The 19,460-nt window shown below is 44.7% G+C and carries 17 protein-coding genes; 11 read left to right on the top strand and 6 right to left on the bottom strand.

What is annotated here, in order from left to right:
* Positions 1 to 28: 28 nt before the first annotated feature.
* The 6 genes from pstA (at position 29) to AC060N_RS15890 (ending at position 5,906) form a co-directional block, all read left to right on the top strand.
* Entirely contained in the window at positions 29 to 913 is an 885-nt protein-coding gene (pstA, locus tag AC060N_RS15915) for a phosphate ABC transporter permease PstA (RefSeq protein WP_479524679.1), read from the top strand.
* Between the two features lie 92 nt (positions 914 to 1,005).
* Positions 1,006 to 1,791 (top strand): phosphate ABC transporter ATP-binding protein PstB, encoded by a 786-nt coding sequence (gene pstB / locus AC060N_RS15910; protein WP_174821595.1) that lies wholly within the window; start codon positions 1,006 to 1,008, stop codon positions 1,789 to 1,791.
* 92 nt (positions 1,792 to 1,883) lie between these two features.
* On the top strand, positions 1,884 to 2,585 hold the full coding sequence (phoU, locus tag AC060N_RS15905; RefSeq protein ID WP_479524678.1) for a phosphate signaling complex protein PhoU: 702 nt from the start codon (positions 1,884 to 1,886) through the stop codon (positions 2,583 to 2,585).
* Between the two features lie 56 nt (positions 2,586 to 2,641).
* Positions 2,642 to 3,328 carry a response regulator transcription factor gene (locus tag AC060N_RS15900; protein ID WP_479524677.1) on the top strand — a complete coding sequence of 229 codons (687 nt, stop codon included), beginning with the start codon at positions 2,642 to 2,644 and terminating at the stop codon, positions 3,326 to 3,328.
* A gap of 24 nt (positions 3,329 to 3,352) precedes the next feature.
* Positions 3,353 to 5,134: a sensor histidine kinase gene (locus tag AC060N_RS15895; RefSeq protein WP_479524676.1), complete on the top strand. Its 1,782-nt coding sequence runs from the start codon at positions 3,353 to 3,355 to the stop codon at positions 5,132 to 5,134.
* Between the two features lie 319 nt (positions 5,135 to 5,453).
* Positions 5,454 to 5,906 carry an Hsp20/alpha crystallin family protein gene (locus tag AC060N_RS15890; protein WP_479524675.1) on the top strand — a complete coding sequence of 151 codons (453 nt, stop codon included), beginning with the start codon at positions 5,454 to 5,456 and terminating at the stop codon, positions 5,904 to 5,906.
* A 67-nt stretch (positions 5,907 to 5,973) separates the two neighbouring features.
* Here AC060N_RS15890 and AC060N_RS15885 read toward each other — a convergent pair whose 3' ends face one another.
* Positions 5,974 to 7,311 carry an alpha-L-fucosidase gene (locus tag AC060N_RS15885; protein WP_479524674.1) on the bottom strand — a complete coding sequence of 446 codons (1,338 nt, stop codon included), beginning with the start codon at positions 7,309 to 7,311 and terminating at the stop codon, positions 5,974 to 5,976.
* Positions 7,312 to 7,579: 268 nt separating this feature from the next.
* Here AC060N_RS15885 and AC060N_RS15880 point away from each other — a divergent pair, with 268 nt between their 5' ends.
* On the top strand, positions 7,580 to 7,966 hold the full coding sequence (locus AC060N_RS15880) for a hypothetical protein (RefSeq protein WP_479524673.1): 387 nt from the start codon (positions 7,580 to 7,582) through the stop codon (positions 7,964 to 7,966).
* Between the two features lie 25 nt (positions 7,967 to 7,991).
* Here AC060N_RS15880 and AC060N_RS15875 read toward each other — a convergent pair whose 3' ends face one another.
* Entirely contained in the window at positions 7,992 to 8,477 is a 486-nt protein-coding gene (locus AC060N_RS15875; RefSeq protein ID WP_479524672.1) for a DUF4268 domain-containing protein, read from the bottom strand.
* A 127-nt stretch (positions 8,478 to 8,604) separates the two neighbouring features.
* Between AC060N_RS15875 and AC060N_RS15870 the strand changes: the two genes are divergently transcribed.
* Positions 8,605 to 9,963, top strand: coding sequence for an NAD-dependent succinate-semialdehyde dehydrogenase (locus tag AC060N_RS15870; RefSeq protein WP_479524671.1), 1,359 nt, complete (start codon positions 8,605 to 8,607; stop codon positions 9,961 to 9,963).
* Positions 9,964 to 10,028: 65 nt separating this feature from the next.
* On the opposite strand, the gene AC060N_RS15865 is transcribed toward AC060N_RS15870, so the two are convergent.
* The 4 genes from AC060N_RS15865 to crcB all read right to left on the bottom strand — a co-directional run bounded on the left by AC060N_RS15865 (position 10,029) and on the right by crcB (position 13,207).
* On the bottom strand, positions 10,029 to 10,730 hold the full coding sequence (locus tag AC060N_RS15865; RefSeq protein WP_479524670.1) for a YiaD family glycine zipper/OmpA-like lipoprotein: 702 nt from the start codon (positions 10,728 to 10,730) through the stop codon (positions 10,029 to 10,031).
* Between the two features lie 135 nt (positions 10,731 to 10,865).
* The gene (gene eno / locus AC060N_RS15860; RefSeq protein WP_479524669.1) at positions 10,866 to 12,167 is read right to left on the bottom strand and encodes a phosphopyruvate hydratase; all 1,302 of its coding nucleotides are present in this window, start codon (positions 12,165 to 12,167) and stop codon (positions 10,866 to 10,868) included.
* Between the two features lie 256 nt (positions 12,168 to 12,423).
* A complete protein-coding gene (locus AC060N_RS15855; protein WP_479524668.1) occupies positions 12,424 to 12,789 on the bottom strand; it encodes a DUF190 domain-containing protein in 366 nt (121 codons plus the stop codon).
* A 37-nt stretch (positions 12,790 to 12,826) separates the two neighbouring features.
* Complete coding sequence (crcB, locus tag AC060N_RS15850; RefSeq protein ID WP_106541818.1) at positions 12,827 to 13,207, bottom strand: fluoride efflux transporter CrcB; 381 nt, start codon at positions 13,205 to 13,207, stop codon at positions 12,827 to 12,829.
* Positions 13,208 to 13,433: 226 nt separating this feature from the next.
* On the opposite strand from crcB, the gene AC060N_RS15845 reads away from it, so the two are divergent.
* From AC060N_RS15845 to ilvD, 3 genes are all read left to right on the top strand, one after another.
* Positions 13,434 to 15,623: a patatin-like phospholipase family protein gene (locus AC060N_RS15845; RefSeq protein ID WP_479524667.1), complete on the top strand. Its 2,190-nt coding sequence runs from the start codon at positions 13,434 to 13,436 to the stop codon at positions 15,621 to 15,623.
* Positions 15,624 to 15,708: 85 nt separating this feature from the next.
* Complete coding sequence (gene dacB, locus AC060N_RS15840) at positions 15,709 to 17,133, top strand: D-alanyl-D-alanine carboxypeptidase/D-alanyl-D-alanine endopeptidase (RefSeq protein WP_479524666.1); 1,425 nt, start codon at positions 15,709 to 15,711, stop codon at positions 17,131 to 17,133.
* 487 nt (positions 17,134 to 17,620) lie between these two features.
* Complete coding sequence (gene ilvD, locus AC060N_RS15835; RefSeq protein WP_479524665.1) at positions 17,621 to 19,453, top strand: dihydroxy-acid dehydratase; 1,833 nt, start codon at positions 17,621 to 17,623, stop codon at positions 19,451 to 19,453.
* The last annotated feature ends 7 nt before the right edge of the window (positions 19,454 to 19,460 follow it).

Below are 19,460 nucleotides of genomic sequence, written 5' to 3'. Positions count from 1 at the left end.
GGATTAACTATTTTCAAACCGCAACGAAATGAAAGTGATTGCTATCCGTGATAATTCAAACACCCGCAATACAAAGAACAAGATTTTTCTGGGGGTTGTCATCTTTTTCTCTTTGTTAACTATTTTGCCCATTATTCTGATTGTAGGAGAATTGGTTGTTAAGGGAATTGGACAGATTAATCTTTCGTTTTTTACTGAAGCTGCTCCTGACACGCTCCAGGCTATGGTCGCCAAGGCCAATGGAGAAACCATTCCCGGTGGTATTGCCAACGGTATTACCGGTTCCATCCTTATTGTGGTTTTAGCCGCGGTGATGGCCATCCCGTTTGGAATTATTACAGGAATTTATCTTTACGAGACTCCCGGCAAACGTTATTCCAACATCATTCGCGATATCGCTGATATACTGCAAGGGGTTCCGTCTATTGTGCTGGGCCTCATCGTTTATCTCTCGGTTGTGAAGCATATTACCCATAGCTATTCGGCTCTGGCCGGAAGTGTATCATTGGCCATCATGATGTTGCCCTTAATTATTCGCTCAACGGAAGAAACGCTCAAAATGATTCCCGGAACACTCAAAGAAGCTGCAGTTGCTCTTGGTGTACCTTATCATAAGATTATCCTTCGCGTTCTAATCCCTTCAAGTTTCAGCGGATTGCTCACCGGTATTTTGATTTCTATTTCGCGAATACTTGGTGAAACCGCACCTCTTATGTTGACAACGCTTGGGAACCCTCGGATTAACTGGGATATTACACATCCAACCAGTGCTGTACCGCTGTTGATCTGGCAATTCTATAACGACCCGAATATGGTGGAATTGATTTGGAGTTCCTCGCTCTTTCTGATGGGATTTGTACTCACGTTGAACATCATCTCAAAGCGAATTTCGGCAAAGCACAGTATTCATTAACTTAGCAGAAAAGATTCTGCCGATTGGCAGACGTGACGAAAAAACGAAATTTTGAACAGTAAAGCATTTCCGGCTTAAATCGAACAATATCGATGAACGAAAATATTATTGAAGTTAAAAACCCTGTATTGTCTATTCAGAACTTGTCGATTGCATACGACAAGGGAGGTAAGTATGCCGTAAAAGATGTTTCGGTTGATGTAAAACGCGATTCAATTACAGCGATAATGGGACCCTCGGGGTGTGGCAAAAGTACCTTGCTGAGGGCCATTAACCGGATGCACGAGTTGTACCCGAACATTGTTACCGAAGGAAAAATTCTGTTGAACGACGAAGATGTGTACGGAATGTCGACCATTAAACTCAGGCGGAAGATTGGAATGGTTTTTCAACGCCCCAATCCATTCCCGACCATGAGTATTTTCGATAATGTGATTGCCGGATACAAACTCAACGGAATTCGTTTGAAAAAAAGCGAGAGGGAAGAAATTGTTGAAACTTCGCTCCGTGATGTGGCTTTGTGGGATGAAGTAAGAGAGTCGCTCTTTAAGAAAGGAACGTTTCTTTCCGGGGGACAGCAGCAACGGTTGTGCATCGCCCGTGCGTTGGCGTTCAAACCCGACGTAATTCTTCTGGATGAGCCTACATCTGCACTCGACCCGGTAGCGACAGCACGCGTTGAGGATTTGTTGGTTGAATTGAAGAAAAATTACACCATTGTTCTGGTAACACATAACATGTCTCAGGCGGCTCGTATTTCAGATAACGCCATGTTTATGTATCTTGGAGAATTGGTGGAGTACGATAAAACGAAAACGATGTTTACGAACCCGAAAGATTCGCGTACCGAAGGCTACCTTACCGGAGAATTTGGGTAATTTGTAAGCAATCGGATCACGGAATAGTAAATAATTGCAAGCAACCAACTTAACCAAACGAAAGTTCTACTTTCCTTAAATCGAACGAACAAATGAGTATAAACAAAGAAAACGCGATACAGGATATTCTCTCACGCTTCGAGGATATGGCCAACTACATTCTTCGTCAACTCGACCTAATCGAGGAAGTAATGAGCCAGGGAGAAACAGAAGTTCCGGCAGACATTGCAAAGGAAATTGCCAGTAACGAGAAGAAAATCGACAAACTGGATGTGAAAATTGGCGAAAAGATTGTCAACACCATCGTGTTGCAGAAGCCGGTAGCTTCCGATTTGCGTCAGATGATGGCGATTTACCAGATGGTTGGCGATTTGGAACGCATCGGGGATTTGGTGACCAATATTGCCGGTTCGATTCCCAAGATTAAGGATGAGGCGGTATTCGAACGCTTGTCGGATGTTATTTCCAATATGTTGATCTCAAGTGTAAACATGGTTCGGAAATCGATTCTTTCGTTTATCAATAACGATAAGGAGTACGCCATTTGGACCATCAAAAATGACGCGGTAATTGACGAACTGAATCATAAGCTCATAAAGAAAACCGTTAAAAAGAGTAAACTACCTAAGGAAACTCAGGATATGTTGCTCAGCTTTATCAATATCAACAGTATTATTTCGAATATTGAACGCATTGCTGACCATGCAACTAACGTAGCAGAAGCATCGATTTATTCGCTCGAGGGGACAGATATCCGCCATAAGCAGATTGATCTGGATGGTGACGATTTATAGCAGAACGTCAGCTTAATGGTGGTGAAGGAGCTTGGTCGACAAAAAACTTATGAAAAATGGCAAAGGATAAACCTCGCATTTTAATTGTTGACGACGAAGAAGACATATGCGAAATTCTTCAGTTTAACCTCGAAAGTGAAGGTTTTGAAACAGATGTTGCGCTTTCGGCTGAAGATGCAATGACCAAAAAGCTTAAAAAGTATAACCTGATTTTGCTGGATGTGATGATGGGCAAAATGTCTGGTTTTCGTTTGGCCGAAAAGATTCGGAAAGACATGGGCCTAACTGTTCCAATCATTTTTCTTACTGCAAAAGATACCGAAAACGATGTAGTGACCGGCTTCAATATCGGGGCCGACGATTACATTCCGAAGCCATTTTCCATAAAAGAAGTGGTCGTTCGGGTAAAGGCAGTAATGCGTCGTAGCAGTGGTGAAATACAGCATGTAGAGCCCGTAATTACTTCCGGTAAATTTAAACTGGATACCGAGATAAAGCGCTTACTGATTGGAGATAAGAAAATCGAGCTGACACGCAAGGAGTTTGAAGTGATGCGGTTATTGATGGAAAACGAAGGAAGAATTTTTCCGCGGGAAGACATTTTGAGCCGCGTTTGGAGTGATGATGTGGTGGTGACCGACCGGACCGTTGATGTAAACATTACGCGGTTACGAAAGAAATTGGGAGAGTACGGAAAGTGCATCCGGAACAAGTCAGGTTTTGGCTATTATTTTGAGGTTTAATACTGACAAAATTTAAATACAACGATGTTTACAAAAGACAGCTTTCAGCGAAAATTATTCTTCTATTATTTCTCTCTTTTCGTGGTGTTTACTGCGTCGGTTCTGATATATCAGTATCAACGTGAAAAAGAATACCGAATCGGGCAACTCGATGCTTCGCTCGAGAGCTACGCTAACCTGACGGATCAATACATCCGGCACGAAAAAATCTATTCTACCGGTAATTTTGGCAAGCTCGATTCTCTGAAATCGCTGATTCCGAGCGATGAAGTGCGTATAACGGTCATTAATCACGATGGCAAGGTTCTGTATGATAGTTCGGTGAAAGATTACGCGCACATGGAGAACCATTTGCAGCGACCCGAGATACAGAAATCGATTTATTCCGACTTTGGTGCGAACCTGCGGAAATCTCATACAACCGGAAAGGACTACTACTATTTTGCCCGTTTCTATCAGGATTATTTTGTTCGGGCGGCAGCAGTTTACAATATGCAGATTCAGCATTTCCTGAAGGCCGAAAAGACGTTTATCATATTCATTCTTTTCCTGTTCTTCGTCATCTGGCTCGTTCTGCGCATCGTTTCGCGCCGCATGGGCGACAGTATCAATAAGCTGAAGGATTTTGCGGTAACCATTCGTCGCGGAGGTACATACGATCGCAACATCCAGTTCCCCGATGATGAGCTCGGAGTTATTAGTCACGAAATCATCAAGCTTTATAAGCAGTTGCGCAGAACCAAGGATGAGCTGACCCAGGAGAAGGAGAAGTTGTTCAGTCACCTTTTTGTGTTGAACGAAGGAGTGGCGTTCTTTTCCTCCGAAAAGAAAACCATGCTTTCGAATAACCATTTTATTCAGTTTATCAACATCATCTCCGAGGAATCAACCATCTCGGCCGAGCAGGTATTCCAGGTAAAAGCGTTCGACGCTATCAACCTTTTTCTGGACGAAATACTGCAATCAGAGACGGAGTTTTTCCTGCATGACTTGCCGAGAACAGAAATGAATGTTCAGGTTGGTGGACGGTATTTCCATGTGCAGTGCATTGTTTTCCAGGATAAAACTTTCGAGATTATCATTACGGACAATACCAAACTGGTAAAGCAGCGTTTGATGAAACAGCAGATGACATCGAACATTGCGCACGAGTTGAAAACGCCCATTGCTTCGGCAAGAGGCTACCTCGAAACGATTCTGGAGTCACCCGGTCTCGATCCCGAAAAGCAACGTCATTTCATCGAAAAAGCGAACAGCCAGGTAAACCGGTTGACCAAACTGGTTGGCGACATTGCACTGTTGAATAAGATAGAAGAGGCAGGAGAGTATTACGCCATCGAGAAAGTGACGGTTGGGAAACTGATTTCGGAAGTAGTCGATAGTTTCCAAACCATGATTAACCGCAAGAGTGTGGTGGTTGAGGTCGACGCTGATTATGATTTAGCGGTGAAAGGGAATTACTCCCTGGTATTCTCCATCTTCCAGAACTTAATGGAAAATGCATTGAACTATGCGGGAGAGAATATAACCATTACCATTAAGCACTACCTCGAAGACGACAAGTTCCATTATTTTGCTTTCTCGGATAATGGAGTCGGCATTGCAGAAGAGCACTTGTCACGCATTTTTGAACGTTTCTACCGAATCGATTCAGGACGTTCACGCAAGTTGGGCGGAACCGGTTTGGGACTGGCCATCGTGAAACATGCAGTGGTATATCAGAAAGGCGAGATTACCGTAAGAAACCGGAAAGAAGGAGGACTCGAGTTCCTGTTCTCGTTACCCCGGTTTATCGAAAAGAAATAATACATATCATCGTTCAGGTGAAGGCTGTCCCGGTAACGGGATGGCCTTTCTTTTTAACGACAAAATTACAGTTCTGTAGTGACATAATGACTTAGTTTGAAGTTGGTTATGTGTGTTTTTGTCAGTTGGATTTTTCTTCCTGAAAAAGGAATGAAAAGAAGAATTTATTGTAAGTCAATCGACTTGCTAAATATGGTCGTAAGTAAAGGGGAGATTGGTTTGGCATGGCACGTAACTTGTTTTTTAACGTAGTGAATTTGACAATTTAAATCAGATGTAAGAACTTGAATGTTGAATTTAAAAGTTAGGAGGGTTTATTATGGCAATTGTAAAAGCTAACAACCGAATGTTCCCGTCTGTCCCTTCTTTCTTCGATAACTTTTTCTCAAGGGATTGGATGGATTGGACAAATTCCAATTTCGCAGACATGGACAGTACGTTGCCTGCTGTTAATGTCAAGGAATCGGATGATGACTATGTAATTGAAGTCGCTGCTCCCGGATTGTCCAAAGATGATTTTAAAATCGATTTGGATAATAACCGTTTGACTATTTCTTCCGAAAAGCAGGAAGAAAACAAGACAGACGAAGAGGGCAAATATACGCAGCGCGAATTCAGGTATCAGGCTTTCCAGCGTACATTCCATCTGCCTGGAAATGTAGTAGACAGTGATAAGATCGCGGCTAAGTACAAAGATGGAATTTTGTGCGTTACGCTTCCCAAACGGGAAGAAATAAAGCCGAAACCTGCCAAGCAAATCAAGATTTCATAAAACATGCAAAAGGCCGTCAATAACCGACGGCCTTTTTTCATACGGGTAATGCATGTTTGGTTTACAACTAATTACTTTCGATTACCTGTCCTTTCTCCCGGTATAAATCAACCTTCCCGTCAAGCAGAACAGCAATCACCGTAACCTTCGGGTCAAGCACTCTTTCAGGAACATCGATATAAACGATGCCCGGTACGTTACTCCAGTATTGTTTCCCAATTACTTTCCAGTTGAGCTTCGTGCCGTTGCCCACGACCCAGATCCGGTTTATTTTGTTTTTCAATCCTTTTATCATTAACGGTCCTACCGGTTTATACGGCAGATACAGGTAAAGGATGTCTCCCTTTTGGTTGAGCGCTGTTGGGCCGTAAAAATGTTCGGGTGGAATGCCTGCGCGGGTTCCGTAAATCGCCTCCTTGTGTTTCGACGTCCAACGCCCCAGTTCTTTTAAGATATCAACTTGTTTTTGTGGAATGGTCCCGTCTGCTTTTGGACCAATATCCAGTAGCAAATTGCCGCCCATGCTGATGCATTCCACCAGCATCCGGATGATTTGATTGGCCGACTTGTAATTGGTGTCGTTGGGCTGATATCCCCACGAATCATTCATGGTCATGCACAGTTCCCAGTATTTACTGTCGGGTTTCGTAATCGGAAGACCTTGCTCGGGGGTTTCATAATCGCCATAGCCTTGAATACGGGAGTTCAGGATGACGTTCTTGTTATATTTTCTCAAATCGGCAGCCAGTTCTCTGGCATGCCATTTTTCAGCGGATTGTTCCCAGTCACCATCAAACCAAAATAAATCGGGATGGAATTTTTTCGAAAGCTCTTCCAGTTGACAGAAATTGAATTTAACAAAGCGGTTCCAGCGGACCGATTCGTTGGTGTATCGTTTCTTTTCCCGGGTCCAGTTAGGATAATCCGGGTTACTCCAATCGAGTAAAGAATAATAAAGTCCAACTTTCAGTCCTTCTTTTCGGGCAGCTTTAACAAACGGAGCGACCAAATCGCGACCGGCCGGTGTTTTCTTTACCACGTTCAAATCACTACACTTTGTATCCCACAAGGCAACACCGTCATGATGCTTCGTGGTTAACACCGTATATTTCGCTCCACTCTCTTTAATCAGTTTGGCCCATTCTTCGGGATGGTAATTGGCGGCCGTAAAGCCGTTGAGCTGCTTCATGTAATCGGGATACGAAATGTATCCGTTGTAAAACGACCAGCTTTCGTCGATTCCGTTTACCGCATAAATCCCCCAATGAATGAAGATGCCCAGTTTGGCATCTTTGAACCAGGCCATTCGTTTTGCTTTTTCCTGCGAAGTATCAGTCTTTTGCGCTTTTACCTTGAAACCAGCGAGTAGAAACAGAAGTAAAAATACCGGAAGAATGCGATTCATTGCACAAATGGTTTAGTCGTCCAATTATTGAAAGCAATTTACGGTATTGGCAAATCTTTTTAAAAACTTTTACGAAGTTTGTTGGGGAAATGAATTTTATTCGTGGGAGCACTGAATGAAGAATTGTGATAATATTATTAACTTTAAGGTTGATGTTCAGGTTGCTGAGTTGATTGAAGACTGACAAACATGTACCTTTTACTTCCCGGGGATTTCCCCTCTCGTGTGTGATGTTTTCCAATTGGCATTTGCTTTAAAATATCGAGTTATGTACAGGCTGAAATTCATTTTTGTCGCTTTGTGGTTGATCTGGCTGGGGACTTCCTGCCGGACGGAGAGAAGCATGTCGGGCATTGTGGGAACACCAATTCCGGGCGAAATCGAGAATTTCCCGGACTGGGCGCATGAATTGATGGCCGATACGTTGAAAGTGGATATGCCCGAGCATTCATCCGTTTCGCGCAACCCGATGATTTGGGAACCTGGCGATGTAAGGGCTCCTATGCCGGTTTTGGTTCCTGAAGAAATGAAGGAATTTTACCACCTCAAGATTTATCAGCCGAAAAACAACGATGGCTGGTATTCTCCAGATTACCGCGGCAATTTTTACCGGCAGCACGAGGAGCCGAGGGACACGGTTCGGCAGGTATTGTAGTTGGATATTTTGAGTGTTTGAATTGTTATTGTTCTCTGCGGTTTAAAGCCAGAATTTCCTCCTTCAGAACATCTCTTAATTCGAGGAAATTGTTTTGCAGCCGCAACATGTTCTTTGCGAAGAAGGCGAATATTTCGTTCCACTGCTTTTGGCGGTGCATGTCAACTCCTTTTTTTCGCTCGTAAATGCGGCAAACTTCCTGTCCATTGTCGCGCTCAAAAGCAAAATCCCAAATTAATCCTTCCGGGAAACCGTCTTCCAGCAGCAACCGGTACTTCTCAAGCAGTTCGTAAACTTCCAGTCTGCGGGCTTCATTCTTATGACTGATTTCCAGAATCACATCGGCAAATTCCCGGCCGACCTCAAATTTCAAGGCTATATTGCTGATTTTAGTCCGGTGCAGAACCCATTTCTTCTTCATTGCGGCGAGTTCCGGAAGCTGATTGCAATAACCGTCAAATTCAGTCCAAAACCGTTTAACTAAATCTTTCTTCTCCTCTTTCGTATACATGCGGGTGTGGAAACTTTCCGCAAAGATAATGTTCCGCAGTTATTTGACGAAACCGGCCGGATTGGGCGGCTTCTTCTTATGCGTTGCACTGATGATTTTGTACATTTAATGGAAAAAATAACGAGTTATGAAATCTATAAATCCGGCAACAGGAGAGTTGATAAAAGAATATTCCGAAATGAGCGAAGAACAGGTGAAGGAAGTTGTTGACCTGAACCTTGAAGCATGGAATGGCTATCGCGAAACGAGTTTCAGCCAGCGTTCACAATGGATGCAGAAGGCTGCTGAACTGCTGCGAAGCCGAAAGGAGGAGTACGCGCGGCTGATTACCGCGGAGATGGGGAAGCGCATTGCAGAGTCGCATTCGGAAGTAGAGAAGTGTGCCTGGGTTTGTGAATATTATGCCGAAAATGCTGAGCAAATGCTGGCGGATGAACTGATGGAATCCGATGCATCGAAAAGCATGGCCGTTTTTAATCCACTGGGACCGGTTCTGGCGGTTATGCCCTGGAACTTTCCGTTTTGGCAGGTATTCCGTTTTGCAGCACCGGCGCTGATGGCTGGCAATGCCGGCCTGCTGAAGCATGCATCAAATGTTCAGGGCTGCGCATTGGCCATCGAAGAGGTTTTCAGGGACGCCGGTTTCCCGGAGAACATCTTCCGGACATTAGTAATTTCTTCTTCCAAAGTGGAGGCTGTCATTGCTCATCCGGCGGTTAAAGCAGTTACCCTTACGGGAAGTGAATATGCCGGAAGTCAGGTGGCTTCGCTGGCAGGCAAATATCTGAAAAAGTCGGTACTCGAACTGGGCGGCTCCGATCCGTTTATTGTTCTGGCGGATGCCGATTTGGAGGAAGCCGCAAAAGTAGCAGTTGGTTCCCGTATGATTACCTCGGGGCAAACGTGTATTGCAGCAAAACGGTTTATCGTGGAGCAACACGTTGCCGCGCCGTTTCTTGAGAAAGTGAAAGCTTTGATGGAAGCATATGAACCCGGCGACCCGGGAAAAGAGGAGACGTCGCTGGCTCCGTTGGCCCGCCCCGATTTGGTCGACGATATCGATAACCAGGTGAATAAGTCGGTGGAGCAGGGAGCCCAGATTATTTCCGGCGGAAGCCGGGTGGAGGGAATTGGCAACTATTATTCTCCCACCATTTTAACGAATGTAAGCCGAGGGATGCCTGTTTACATGGAAGAAACCTTTGGACCGGTGGCAGTTGTGCTTCCGGTAGAAGATGAAAAAGAGGCAATTGAAGTGGCGAACGATAGTTTGTATGGACTGGGGGCTTCGCTCTGGACATCGGATTTGAAAAAAGGAGAGGAGCTGGCCCGTAAAATTGAAGCGGGTGCAGTTTTTGTCAATGGCCTGGTGAAATCGGACCCGCGGCTGCCTTTTGGCGGAATCAAGAATTCCGGTTACGGAAGAGAACTTTCCGGTTACGGAATAAAAGAGTTTGTGAATATCAAAACGGTTTGGATTAAATAGCTGAAAAGCATACTCAAAAGAAAAGCGGTCCGGAGAAGACCGCTTTTTTTTATATCATTCGATAGTTAGTTGTTAATCGGAATGGTTCCTTTTTCGGCTGCCCTCTTCAGTTTTTTGTTAGCGAAAATGGCAATCTCCACCCGGCGGTTCAGTGCCCGGTGTGCCGGCGTATCGTTGGCCACAATAGGCTGCTCCTCGCCGTATCCCTTGGTCGTGATACGGGAATAAGCCACATTATGTCCTTCGAGGTAGGTTGCTACACTTTCCGCCCTACGTTCTGACAACTTCAGGTTATACTCCGCAGTTCCGGTGTTGTCGGTATGACCTTCCACCAGAATATTGGTATCACCATATTTATTCAGAATCTGAGAGAGTTTGGCAAGCTGGTCTTTGGACTGCTGATTCAGCGCGGTGGAGTTGAGGGCGAAGAGGATACCGGAATCGAACGTAATTTTGATTCCTTCACCAACGCGTTCCACTTTGGCGCCTTCCAAATCTTTCTGCATCTCGGCAGCCTGCTTGTCCATGTAATTACCGATAACAGCGCCGGTTGCTCCACCAACTCCTGCACCAATAATGGCTCCGATAGCTGTATTTCCGGCCAGCTTTCCAATTCCGGCGCCTACGGCAGCACCGGTTCCGGTTCCAATCATGGCACCTTTTTCGGCATTGTTCAGCGTTTTACATCCGTTGAAAAGAAAGGTGAGGAGAAGGATGAAGATCGCATACTTCTTCCCTTTAGGGATAAATAATTTTTGATTGTTCATGGTCTTGTTCTTTTAATATCGGTGAATCATATTTTCAGAACTTATAACAGTAAAACAACGAAAATTCCTATTCTTGATCACAAAAAAACCCCGCCTTTAAAGGCGAGGTTCGGGTATGATAAAATCCTGAGTGGATCAGGCTTTTTTCACTTTTTTGTAACCATAGATGGCATTTTTACCCAGCTCTTCTTCAATGCGAAGCAGCTGGTTGTATTTAGCCATACGGTCAGAACGGCTCAGAGAACCGGTTTTAATCTGGCCACTGTTGGTAGCTACCGCGATGTCAGCGATGGTTGAATCTTCGGTTTCACCTGAACGGTGAGAAGTTACGCTGGTATAACCTGCACGGTGCGCCATTTCGATAGCGTCGAGAGTTTCGGTCAGCGTACCAATCTGGTTCACTTTAATCAGGATAGAGTTGGCAGCATCCAGTTCGATACCTTTCTGCAGGTATTCAACGTTGGTTACGAACAGGTCGTCACCAACCAACTGGCACTTGTCACCCAGTTTTTTGTTGAGCATTACCCAACCGTCCCAGTCGCCTTCGTCGCAACCGTCCTCGATAGAATCAATCGGGAATTTTTCAACCAGCTCAGCCAGGTAGTTTACCTGCTCTTCACGGCTGCGTTTTGCACCGTTAGCACCTTCGAATTTGGAATAGTCGTAAACACCGTCGCTGTAGAATTCAGAAGAAGCACAGTCGAGAGCGATAGAAACATCGCCACCTTCTTCGAGACGACCAGGTTTGTAACCTGCGTTTTTAATAGCTTCGATAATGCTGTTCAAAGCATCTTCGGTACCATCGAGTGCTGGAGCGAAACCACCTTCGTCACCAACAGCGGTACTAAGGTTACGTTTGCTGAGTACTTTTTTCAGGTGATGGAAAACTTCAGCACCCATGCGCAGACCTTCGCGGAAAGAAGGAGCACCAACGGGACGAATCATGAATTCCTGGAAAGCAATCGGAGCATCGGAGTGAGAACCACCGTTGATGATGTTCATCATCGGAACGGGCAGCGTTTTGGCATTGGTTCCACCGATGTAGCGATACAGCGGCATATCGAGGTAAGTAGCAGCAGCTCTGGCTACAGCCAGCGAAACACCCAACATGGCGTTGGCACCCAGTTTAGATTTGGTTTTGGTTCCATCGAGTTCGAGCAATTTCTTGTCGAGGGCAACCTGATCGAGAGCGCTCATGCCGATAACTTCTTCGGCAATCACGTTATTTACGTTTTCAACAGCTTTCAGTACGCCTTTACCGAGGTAACGGCCTTTGTCACCATCACGAAGTTCGAGTGCTTCGTTTTCGCCGGTCGATGCACCTGATGGTACAGCAGCGCGACCTACAACACCGCTTTCGAGGGTAACTTCTACTTCAACGGTTGGGTTCCCGCGGGAATCCAGAATTTCTCTTCCGACTACTTTGTAAATCAACATTGTTTTTTGCTGTTTTTATGTTCAACATTTGTAGCTGTCAGGACGACAGCTTAGCAATAATTTTTATGCATATTAAATTCTGACAAAGATAAACATTCCCTGTGAATTACGTCTACCTTTTATCGAGGAGAAATGAAATTTGTAGTTAAGTTAATAAAGAACCGAATGGCTTGATTTTACTGGGATTTCGCGAATGTCAGTTTTCCGAATCGGGGTATTTTAATATATAGAAAAATAGATATCACGGGCTATCAAATCACGATTCCTTCCGGTGCTTTTTTCCCGGGAGGTAACGATGAACTTGGACCTCGTGCGTTGTAATCATTCCCCCCTTGCCCGATTTCTCCATCATCTCTTCTACGATAGGGATAAATTTCTTTACTCGTTCTTCGTTATCGGTAATGTCAATTAATATCGGAAGGTCGCCTCCCAACGCGAATATTTTCATGGTGTGGATGGAGTGGCTGGCACCAAACGACATAACACCGCGAAAGGCCGTAGCACCGGCCATACCTTCTTTACGGGCGGCATATATAATGGCTTCGTACAATGGCTGACTTTCGTATTTATCGGTTTCTCCGCATTGAATACGGAGATTGAGAGCTTTTCCGTACAGTTCCATATGATTGAATTTTTCGGTTTAACTAAAGACTAGTTGATCAGAAAATAACTCTGACCAGGACAATTCCCAAATAAACAGCCAATATTCCTGTAAAGAGACTTCCGCCGACGTTCAGGAACAGGTATTGCCAAAGCTTTTCGTTGATCAGCGTGAGATTATTATAGGCGAATGATGAGAAAGTAGTAAAGCCACCACAAAATCCTACAGCAAGGAAAAGGCGGGCTTCGGGGGATAGCAGGTTACCTCTGCTGGCCATTTCGTATACAATACCAATAATGAGACTACCAACAATATTGACTACGAAAGTTCCCATCGGAAAGGAACTATCCATAAACCGTTCAACGCCTTTTTGCGAAAGAAAACGGGAAATGCTTCCCAAACCTCCTCCTAAACCTACAATTAATGCTTCTTTCCACATAACTTATTCAATCGGTCACCAGATAAAATGATTGTAATCAGCCGAATCTGTCAAGTTGAATTATTCGGCCTTTACTATTTTACGTTTACATAACAATAATCATTGGTAAAAGTAATAAAACAAGTCATGAAAAGAATTATCTTGAACCATTCAAAAGCTTCTGTGAGCCTTATTTAAAAATTATTTTATTCCGGAGTTGATAATTCTCCGACAGACTAAACCGAGCATGAGAATAAGAGAAATATTACTACTTATCTTTTTGATTTTTCCAGGGTATTCACTTCATGCCCAGGAAACAAATCATCGCCCTAAAATCGGATTGGTTTTAAGTGGTGGCGGGGCGAAAGGTTTTGCTCATGTGGGGGTTTTGAAAGTGCTGGAAGAAGCCGGAATACCGATTGATTATATCGCCGGTACCAGTATTGGAAGCATCGTCGGAGGATTTTATGCGATGGGCTATGATGCCAATACGCTGGAAAAGATAGTGAAGAGCCAGGATTGGGCAACGCTGCTGAGTGATCAGGTAGATAGGCGTTATATTCCGGTTTTTGACAAGCATGAGCTGGATCGCTACAACCTGAGTTTCCCAATACGGTCGAAACGTGTTAGTTTACCTTCGGGAGCATTGAGCGGTCAGAATGTTCAGGATTTGTTCTCTTATCTGGCACTCGATTACCAAAATGTAACCGACTTTTCAAAACTGCCGCGTTCTTTTCTTTGTGTGGCGGCCGATATCGAAACGGGAAAAGAGGTGGTTTTAAATCATGGATATCTCCCGCTGGCGATTCGGGCCAGCATGTCCGTTCCTACGGCATTCTCTCCCGTCGATGTGGACGGGCGCCTGCTGGTGGATGGTGGCATTGTTAATAATTTCCCGGTGAACCGTTGTAAAGAGATGGGCGCTGATATTATTATCGGTGTAGATATTCAGTATGGACTAAGGGATAAGAAAGAACTGCAATCTATCCCGGATGTGGTGAATCAGATGATTAACCTGATGTCCTACCGGAAGTCGGAAGAAAACAAAAAGCTGGTTGACTATTACATTAAACCTGACATTAAAGGATACTCGGCTTCCAGTTTCGATGCTGCATCAGCCGATGAGTTGATAAAAAGGGGAGAAGAGGCTGCCCGGAAGATTCTTCCACAACTGATTCATCTGCGCGACTCGCTACATTTGAAACCGAATCCCATTAAGCCCGAGAAGATTCCAAGTATGGACCGCAACTTGACTATCGAGCGGGTGACAGTAGACGGCGCCAAAAATCAGGGATTGAATTATTTCCTCGGATTATTGGATCTGGATCCGCCGCAAGTGATGACGGTTCGGCAACTTCGTGAAGGAATTAAGCGGATTTATGGCTCAGGAAACTTCGATTACGTTCGCTATCGTTTACTGGGCGATAAAAACAAAACGCTGCATTTGACAGTGAAAGAACGGGTTCACGACCGCTTGAACCTGGGAATTCACTATGACACTGACCGAAAAGCAGCTTTGTTAATCAATACAACTTTTAAAAACAGCCGGAAGACCGGAGCCAAACTGTCAATGGATGCAATTTTGGCAACCAACCCTGCATTTGCTGTGCGTTATACAGTTGATAATGGTTGGAAGCCGGGGCTTTTGGCCGGGGCCAGCATCCACGACGAAACCATTTCGCAGTATGTAAACGGAGATAAATCGTCGCTGGTCAACCTCCAGTTATATAAAGCACAATTGGCTACCCACTCGGTTTATTTCGATGCGTTCAGGATTTCTTTAGGAGCGGAAGTAGAGCATTTCAATGTTGAATCGGTGATTGGTACCATTCCAGATGTAAATCTCGATAATCAGACGCTTTTAAATTACTATGCTCAGATCGATCTGGACCAAATGAACCGGGCTTACTTCCCGACTGTTGGATGGAAGTTTCTGGGCGAAGCGAAAATTGTGACCGATAACGGTTGGTTATTGAATGAAGGCAATCCGTTTATGCCGGTAAAATTGAACATCCAGTTTGCTAAATCCTTTGGTTCCCGTTTTACAATACTGCCGTCAGCGAAGGGAAGAATCATTATTGGTTCGGGAGAGCCGGTATATTATAAATCTTTTGTGGGAGGGGTGGAGCAAACCGACTATTTGAATGCTCAGGTTCCGTTTATTGGCCTTCGCCGAATGGAGTTGATGACCCGCAACGTGGCTGTCGGTGAAATGGACTTCCGCTTTCGCTTTTGGGAAAGTATTTATTTGACATTGAATACAAATCTTGGGTTCTACGGTAATGATAATGACTTTCTGACCAAAGGTGATGTTCTGGCCGGTGGAGGTATTACATTGTCGTATGATAGTATGGTCGGACCTGTCGAGCTAATGGTGAATAGTTCGAATATATCGAACGATCCTTCGGTCTTTTTGTCTCTTGGATATTGGTTCTAGTTGACTTGTTTTTCGTCAATCAATCTTTGTTTCATCTATGCGGTTACCTTAAAAGTTCGGGTAATCAGTAAAACTATGTTTTCTCATGAACAGATTAATTATTGCATTATTTCTCCTATTCACTTTTACACAAGTTAAAGCACAATCTGATACACTTTCTGCGTTACCAAATTTGCCGGAATTGCAGACAGCCGAATACAGTTTTTATGTGTATGATGCTACAACTGGACAGGTTGTAGCCCAATCGCCGCAAAAGAGCCTGGAGCCGGCTTCGGTATTGAAAGTGGTGACAACGGCAACTGCAATGCGGCTGCTCGGGCCCGACTTTCGGTTTAAAACCCGGTTTGGCTATATCGGAAAAATCGATCACAAGACCGGTACATTGAAAGGCGATTTGATTATTAAAGGAGGAGCTGATCCGGCTTTTTATTCCGAATACTTTAAAACCCATTATTTAGGTGTTTTCGAACAGTGGGCCTACCAATTAAAGCAACTGGGAATAAAGCAAGTGGATGGCGACGTTATTGGTGATGCCTCGGCACTGGACGATACCGCTATTCCCGGCGGATGGATTTGGGAAGATATGGGAAACTATTATGGTGCGGGTGTGTACGGGCTCACCTTTGCCGACAACATGTACCGGATACATTTTCAATCGCCGGCTGAAGCGGGACAACCAACTACCGTGAAGTATGTGCAACCGGAAACTCCGGGTTTCTCGCTGGATAACCGGGTGATCTCTTCCAATAAAAACAGCGATCAATCGTATGTATATGGCGCTCCGTATGCGCAACATCAGATGATTACGGGCAGAATACCGAAAGGGCGAAATGATTTTGTAGTGAAAGGTGCCATGCCGAATCCTCCGCTTGAAGCTGCCGATTCGTTACGAAAAGTGATAAATAAGTTAGGAATTGAAATCACAGGTCAGGCAAAAGCCGGTTTTACGGACGAAGAAGGTGAGTTCCGTCAGATGGCCGTAGAGAAATCGCCCAAACTGAAAGACATCATTGACACGACCAATCACGAAAGTGTCAATCTGTTTGCCGAGCACCTTCTTAGGGAAATTGGACGGAAGGTATCCGGTAAGCCTGCATTGGACGAAGGATTGAAAGATTTGAAATCGTACTGGCAGGACCGAGGTGTGTATTTGCAGGGTTTTTATCAGACCGACGGTAGTGGGCTGTCCCGGTCAAATGCTGTCTGTACGAGAACGTTGGTTGAGGTGATGTTGAATATGTACAGAACGCCTGGTGATGACCAGATATTCTTTAATTCTCTTCCCTTGGCTGGCAAAGAAGGCACTTTGAAGTACTTTTTTCAGGGAACTCCGCTTGAGGGAACGTTGCGGGCAAAAACCGGATCGATGGAACGAGTGAGAAGTTTTGCTGGAGAATTTACAAATCGTAACGGGCACCAACTATTTTTTGCAGTGATTGTAAATAATTTTTCGGGTTCTTCTTATGAAATGGGAAAGCAATTAGAGCCCTGGTTGCTTACTTTTTATTAGACTAATTCTAAGTAATCCATGTGTAAGTTTGAGATTCATAGGAGTTTATATAGGGTAGATTTTTCGAACAAAAATGTAGTTTGTTAGAATTATATTCTTCTGTTTTATACTACAAAGTCAATTCTACTTTTAATTATATATTAAATCAGTGTAAATACTTACATTTTCGTTTTGTCTTTTTGTATTTATTTCTACATTTGCCTTTGTAGTTCATAAGCGATAATTGATTAAGGAAATTTTATTGCGGACATTGAGCGGTATTTTTGTAATCAACCCCATGATAACCATTCTCTCGGAGAATGGTTTTCTTTCAGATTATAAAAGAAAAAATTAGATATGATGCGTACAATAGTCGATAACCTTCTTCTCGTGGACATTATTATTCTCGTCGGTACCAGTTGAGAAAGGTTGACTATTGCATAAATCGAAACGAACAAGCCTTTCTCAAGAAAACGAGAAAGGCTTTTTTTTAAACGTAAATCCAGGCATGGAAAAAAAACTGAGAAGCGAAACAACAACCCGCGGGCGTCGTATGGCAGGTGCCCGAAGCCTGTGGAGGGCGAATGGGATGAAAGAGGAACATTTTGGCAAGCCGCTGATTGCCGTTGTCAACTCGTTCACCCAGTTCGTGCCCGGTCATGCGCATTTGCATGATGTTGGGCAGATGGTGAAAAAGGAGATTGAAAAACTGGGCTGCTTCGCTGCAGAATTTAACACCATTGCAGTTGACGATGGTATTGCCATGGGACATGACGGAATGTTGTATTCATTGCCGTCGAGGGAAATAATAGCCGATAGTGTTGAATACATGGTTAACGCGCATAAAGCGGACGCTATGATTTGCATCTCCAATTGTGATAAGATTACACCGGGGATGTTAATGGCCGCAATGCGTTTGAACATTCCGGCCATTTTTGTATCCGGTGGTCCCATGGAGGCCGGCGAGGCACAAGGACGTCAGTTTGACCTGGTTGATGCCATGGTAATGGCTGCCGACGATTCGGTAAGCGACAGTGTGCTGCTGGATGTCGAACAAAACGCGTGTCCTACCTGTGGCTCCTGTTCAGGAATGTTTACGGCCAATTCGATGAACTGTCTGACTGAGGCGCTGGGACTTTCCCTTCCGGGAAACGGAACCGTAGTGGCAACACATGCCCGCCGGAAAGAATTGTTCGTGAAAGGAGCAAAAGCCATCGTCGATCTGACCTACGATTATTATAAGAATGGTAATGAAAAAGTATTGCCCCGCAGTATCGGCTCTCGTGAAGCATTTATGAATGCAATGACTCTGGACATTGCGATGGGCGGTTCGACTAATACAGTATTGCACTTGCTGGCCATTGCTCGTGAAGCTGGTGTCGATTTTACCATGAAGGACATGGACGAGCTTTCGAGGAGAGTTCCCTGTATTTGTAAAGTAGCTCCCAATTCGCATTATCACATTCAGGATGTGAACCGGGCAGGAGGTATTCTCGGAATTCTCGGCGAGCTGGATCGGGGCGGATTGCTCAATCGATCAGTTAGCCGGGTTTCGGATAATACGCTGGGTGAAGCCATCGATAACTGGGATGTGCTGCGGGATTCGGCTGGTACGGAAGCTCGGGAACTTTATTCAGCTGCGCCCGGAAACATCGGTCGCAACCTGGTGATGGGTTCGCAGCAGATGCATTACGGAAAACTCGATTTGGATCGGGAAGAGGGCTGTATTCGCGATATTGACCACGCTTACACCAAAGAAGGTGGATTGGCTGTACTGTTCGGAAATATAGCACGAAAAGGATGTATCATAAAAACAGCGGGAGTTGATTCTTCTGTTTTTCAATTTAAGGGAACGGCCCGGGTCTTTGAATCGCAGGATGACGCTATTCGCGGAATCCTTGGCGATGCGGTCCAGGCCGGCGATGTGGTTATTATCCGTTACGAAGGTCCCAAAGGCGGACCCGGAATGCAGGAAATGCTGTACCCAACCTCCTACCTGAAATCAGTTCGACTCGATAAACAATGTGCATTGGTAACCGATGGTCGCTTTTCCGGAGGAACTTCAGGACTGTCTATCGGACACGTTTCACCTGAAGCTGCTGCCGGAGGTGAGATCGCGCTGGTCAGGGATGGAGATCCCATTGAAATCGACATCCCGGCCCGCCGGATTGAATTAATGGTATCAGAGGAAGAGCTTGAAAAACGCCGTGTTGATGAAGAAACGCGAGGAGCACAAGCCTACACTCCGCAAAGCCGTGACCGGCAGGTAAGCCGGGCGCTGAAAGCATATGCAAGTCTTGTTTCGTCAGCCGACGAAGGAGCAGTAAGATTAATTGATTAACACTAAA

The sequence above is a fragment of the Prolixibacter sp. DSM 2831 genome, from assembly GCF_056493735.1.
This window is presented reverse-complemented; position numbering and strand designations above follow the sequence as displayed.